Source organism: Streptomyces sp. NPDC007095, assembly GCF_040634475.1.
Classification (GTDB): Bacteria; Actinomycetota; Actinomycetes; order Streptomycetales; family Streptomycetaceae; genus Streptomyces.
On the sequence record NZ_JBEYFS010000429.1, the window covers coordinates 1 to 4,668 of the forward strand.

The window sequence follows — 4,668 nt, forward strand, 5'->3', positions numbered from 1 at the left end:
AAACGCCACAGCGCGGCCCCGGTCTCGCCGAACAGTTCGTACGCCTCGTGCAGCAGCGTCGCCGGGGCCGCGTTGGCGCGCGCGGCGGCGACAAGGGTGACCGCCGTCTCGAAGGGCTGGCTGCGAGAGCGCGCCAGGCCGACCGCTTCGAGCAGGCGGTCGCGGGCGTCCGCCGGGTCCGGCCGCAGGACGCGGACGGACGTCAGCAGGTACAGCAGCCGCGTCCGGCCGTTGCCCGTCTGCTCGGCGAGCCCCTCGAGGCGCTGCAGGCAGGCCACTGCCTGACCGGTGTGTCCCGCGTCCGCGTGCACCTCGGCGAGGGACGCCCACAGTTCGTCGGTGCCGTAGACGGATCCGCGCTCGTCCGCTGCGCTCAGGCCGCGCCGCAGTGTCTCCTCGGCGCCGGTGAGATCGCCGAGGGTCCGCAGTACCTCGGCGTCGGCGTGGTCCAGCACGTGCTCCAGCGCCCCGTTCGGCCGCCCGCGTACGCTGCTGATCAGACGGCCGGCGCTGGTGGTGTGGCCGCGCGAGAGGAGGATGGCTGCCGTCCGCGCGGGGAGCAGATGGTGCCCGGGGACCCCGTTCAGTGTCCCGCCGTTCACCAGTATCCGACGTGCCAGCGGCAGCGCGTCGTCCCACCGCCCCTGAAGGTGGCGCAACAGAAACAGGCTGGACGGGGGCAGCATCTCGGGCGTCAGTTCCCGGGCGGACAGCAGGGCCGTTCCCTCGTGCAGGTCACCGACCCCGAGCAGGGAATCGAATACGCCGACGGCGATCGCGAACACCTTGTTGCGAGGCAGTTCCGGTGCCTCCGGCATCGTCAGTGCGCGCAGGAACTGCTCCGGTCGGCCCAGTGCGAACTCCGTGAGCCTGCGGAACCACTCCAGCATCAGGCGGCTGTCCGGGTCGGTCTGCCACATCGGCTCGGTCCGCGAGAGCAGAGTCAGTGCCGCATGCCACCTCTCCATCTGCAACAGGGCCTGGACCCGGCCGACCAGGACGGCCAGGGCGGGCAGCGGCAGTCCGTTCCACCAGCGCGCCGTGCCCATCCGGGAGAGCACCGGCCAGTCCTCCTGGGCGCTGACCGCCGCCACCAGCAGGGTGGCGACGTTGTTGAGCGTCAACCGGTCGAGGCCTTCGGCCGGGGCGCGCACGATCGACTCGGCCGCGCACCGGGCCGCCGGGTAGTCACCGCAGCCGAAGGCGGCTTGGCCGTACCGCAGCACCGCCAGGTCGCGGGCGGTCGGCTGCTCGATGAGGCGGACGGCTCCCAGGAGCCACCGCAGCGAACCCCGGCGCTCCAGGTCGGGATACAGCGGTAACGCGGCGGCCGTCAGTTCCGCCACCGCGCGTCCGCGGTCGATCCGGACGCCCGCGTCGGCGATCCGGTCGGGAAGATAGGTCTCCGCGTCCGCCTCGTCGAGGATCGCTGTCACCGGATGGCCGTGGGAAGCCCCGGCGTCCGCCGCTTCCCGGCCCGCCCACAGCGCTTCCACCGCGGCGGCGGACAGGCGGCTGCGCTCCAGTGGCCCGAGCCGCTTCTGGACGGCGTGTGCCACCAGCGGTACGCGGAACATCCAGCCCCGTGGCGCTGCGCCGGCCGGGTCGGGCAGTTCGTCCATGATGCCCTCGTCGACCAGGCGGCGGATGCCGTCGTCGACGGCGTCGGAGGACAGCCCGGTCGACGCCGCGGCCAGCGCCGCGGCCGGCCGGCCGAGCGGCCACAGGATGCTCAGCGCCCCGGCCACCGTCCAGCAGGACTCGCCCAGCGCGTACAGCGCGGCGACGTACCGGTCGCCGTCCGGCAGCACCGGCACCGGTGTCCCGACATTCAGGAAGGCGAGCCCGTCGACCGTTCGTATCGTGCCCCGCCGTGCCCACGCGACGAGCAGGGCGTCGAACGCCCCGGGGAGCCCACGGCTGAGGTGGTGGACCCACTTCACCAGATCGGCGTCGGGCGCCGCCTCCAACCGCCGCGCCAGCACGGCGGTGACCTCCTCCAGCCCAAGGCGCGGCAGAACGATGGTGTGCGCCGCCCGGCCGACGGCCAGCTCTTCCAGGGCGCGGCCGGGGGGCGAGGACCGTGATGTGCTGCCCGCAGTGGCGGGCAGGAGGGCCGTGACCAGCAGCCGGACGTCGGGCGCGACGCCCTCGAAGTCGACCCCGTCGAGCAGGGCGAGGGATTCGGCGTCGGCGTTGTGGGCGTCGTCGACCAACACGACCACGAGCACGGGCTGCTTGAGCGCGGCGGTCAACGCTTCGGCCATTGCTGTCCGGTCGCCCTGTTCGACGGCGACCAGCGCCTCGGCGGCCGACTGACCGCCCGGCCGGGGCCTCGCCGTAGCAGACCGGTGTTCCTCCAGCGCCATCACGATGCGCAGCGCCAGCAGCAGAGGGTGTTCGCTGTCACCGGGCACGCAGGCCACCGGCAGGACCGCGATCCCTTTCTCGCCCAACCGCTGGGCGGTGGCATGGGCGAACGCGCTCCGCCCGACGCCCATTTCACCCCGGATGAGCACCAGGCGCGGCCCGGCCGGATCGTGGAGGCAGCCATCGATCTCGGCCAGTTCGCGCTCCCGGCCGAGCAGGCACTCGCGGGTGCCGCGGAGTCGGGCGGCAGTGCCGCCCCGAACCCATTCGGTGTCTATCGGACCAGCCACTGTCCACCGCAACCTTCGACAACGCGTACCTGTGGGGGCGGGCGCACCCGGTCGCCTCCGACGGACCTGGTCGATGGACCCCGGCCCGGTGCCTGCCATGATGTGCCGTCTCCGCCACCGGGGTTGGCCTGGCGGCGGGGGGGGCGCTTATGCCAACTCCGTTGTCCCAGATGTAGGGAGAAGAGGATTCGCCGTGCAGGAGCATAGTGCACCTCTCGTGGGCAGGGACGACGACGTCGAGGCGGTGGCCGAGGTCCTTCGGTCGATCGGTGCCGGGGCGCGTTCCCTGCTCGTCACGGGCGAGGCGGGCACCGGCAAGACTGCCGTGGTCGAGCAGGCCTGCCGGGTGGCGGTCCATCAGGGTGCCAAGGTCTTGCGGCTCGACTGGGCGGATGCCGAGGGCCCGGACGGCGCGGAGGCCCTCGCCGATGCCGTCTGCGGCGTACTCGCCCGGATCCACGACGGCCGGCTCCCGGCGCGCATCACCGCGGTACGCCGGGTGCGGTTGCGGATCGCCGGCCGTGGCGGCGAGGTGGCCCTGCTGTCCACCTTGGGCGAGGTGCTGGCGGACGCGGCCCATTACGTGCCCTTCGCCCTGATCCTTGACGACGCCCAGCGGATGCCGGCCCGGACGGCCTCCGCCCTGGGGCTGCTCCTGCGTGCTTTCCGCCCGGCGGAGGTGCCGGTCGTGATGGCCGGCCGGCCCATGGGCCCGGGGCGGGCTGACGGTACGCGGCTGCTCGCGGCGGCCGACCGGGTGCTCGAACTGCAGCCGTTGTCGGCGGACGACGTCGGCGCGCTCATCGTGCGGCGGCTCCGCCGCCCGGTCGAACCGACCCTGGTGGCCGCGGTGCTGCGTTCGCTGGGTCCGCTGGCCGGGAACCCGGCGGCCGTGCTGTCCGTACTCGCCGCACTGGAGGAGCGCGGCAGCCTGCTCGAACTCGGCGGCCAGGTGTGTCTGGCCGGGCCGGCGGGACACGTGCGGCTCACCACGGACGCCTTGGAGCTGGGCCGGCTCGGCCGGCCGGGCGCGGCACCGGATACCGACACGGTCAGGACGGCGGCCGCGCTCGCCCGTCTGGTCGACGGTGGCGAACTGAGGCTTGAGGATTTGTATTCTCTGAAGCCGCGGATCACGCACCTCGAGGTCGTCAGCCGTACGGTGGACCGGCTGGTCAGGGACCGGGTGCTGACCGTCGACCGGGACGGCCGGATTGCGTTCGCCGTTCCGGCGCTCGCGGCGACGCTGCGGTCGCTGCCCTCCCACGGTGACCCGCGGACGCCGGCCACCGAACCCGACGTGCGGTCGCCGCACGCCTGGATCGCCACATCGGTGGCCGATCGGCTGGGCGCGGACGCCGCGGGCGCCGGTCACGCGCGGCTGGTCGACCACGTGGCAGCGGCGGGCCCGAAGCTCGACGACGTGGTCGCGGTGCCGCTGCTGCTGGCCGCGGCGCGCAAAGGACGGGCCAACTCGCCCTGGGCGGTCCGCGCCTATCTCGCGGCGTTGCGGCGCCTGCCGCCGGGCGACAGCGGAACGCCGGGCGTGCTGCGCGAGTCCGCCGGTGTGAGCCTGCGGTACGCCGACCACACCGGCGTCCTCGCGCTCGGCGAGCCGCTGTTGTCCTGTCTCGGCGGGTTGCGGGGCGACAGCGAGGACCGGGGCGGTCTGGAATGGGTCGCCCGGGCGTGGGCTCTCTCGGCGCTGTACGAGCACCGGTCCCCGTACGCCGACGATGCCGACCCCCGGTACCGTGCGGCGCTGGAACGGGTGCGCACCGCCGCGGAGCTCGCGGAGCTCGGCGGACGGTACGGGATCGGCCCGACGGTACCCGGACCGGGGCCGGCCCTCGACCGAGCCACTGCCACCGACCGCGACCGGACCGCCGACTGGCCGGCCACCGACCCGACCGCCGGCTCCGGGCCCCTCCCCGCCCCGGCGGGGGGGGGGGGGCGGGCCGCCCCCCGGGGCCGCAGCGCCCCGGTGGGGCGGGGCCCGCGGGGGCGG

General features: G+C 74.4%; 2 protein-coding genes. One reads left to right on the forward strand and one right to left on the reverse strand.

The genetic code is table 11. The annotated features are described in order from the left end of the window. The coding region (locus ABZ656_RS56615; RefSeq protein WP_360280359.1) for an ATP-binding protein at positions 1–2,660 on the reverse strand (2,660 nt) is incomplete at its 3' end. Between the two features lie 193 nt (positions 2,661–2,853). Here ABZ656_RS56615 and ABZ656_RS56620 point away from each other — a divergent pair. Further along, positions 2,854–4,668, forward strand: a 1,815-nt coding sequence (locus ABZ656_RS56620; RefSeq protein ID WP_360280362.1) for an ATP-binding protein, incomplete at its 3' end; no start/stop codon positions are given.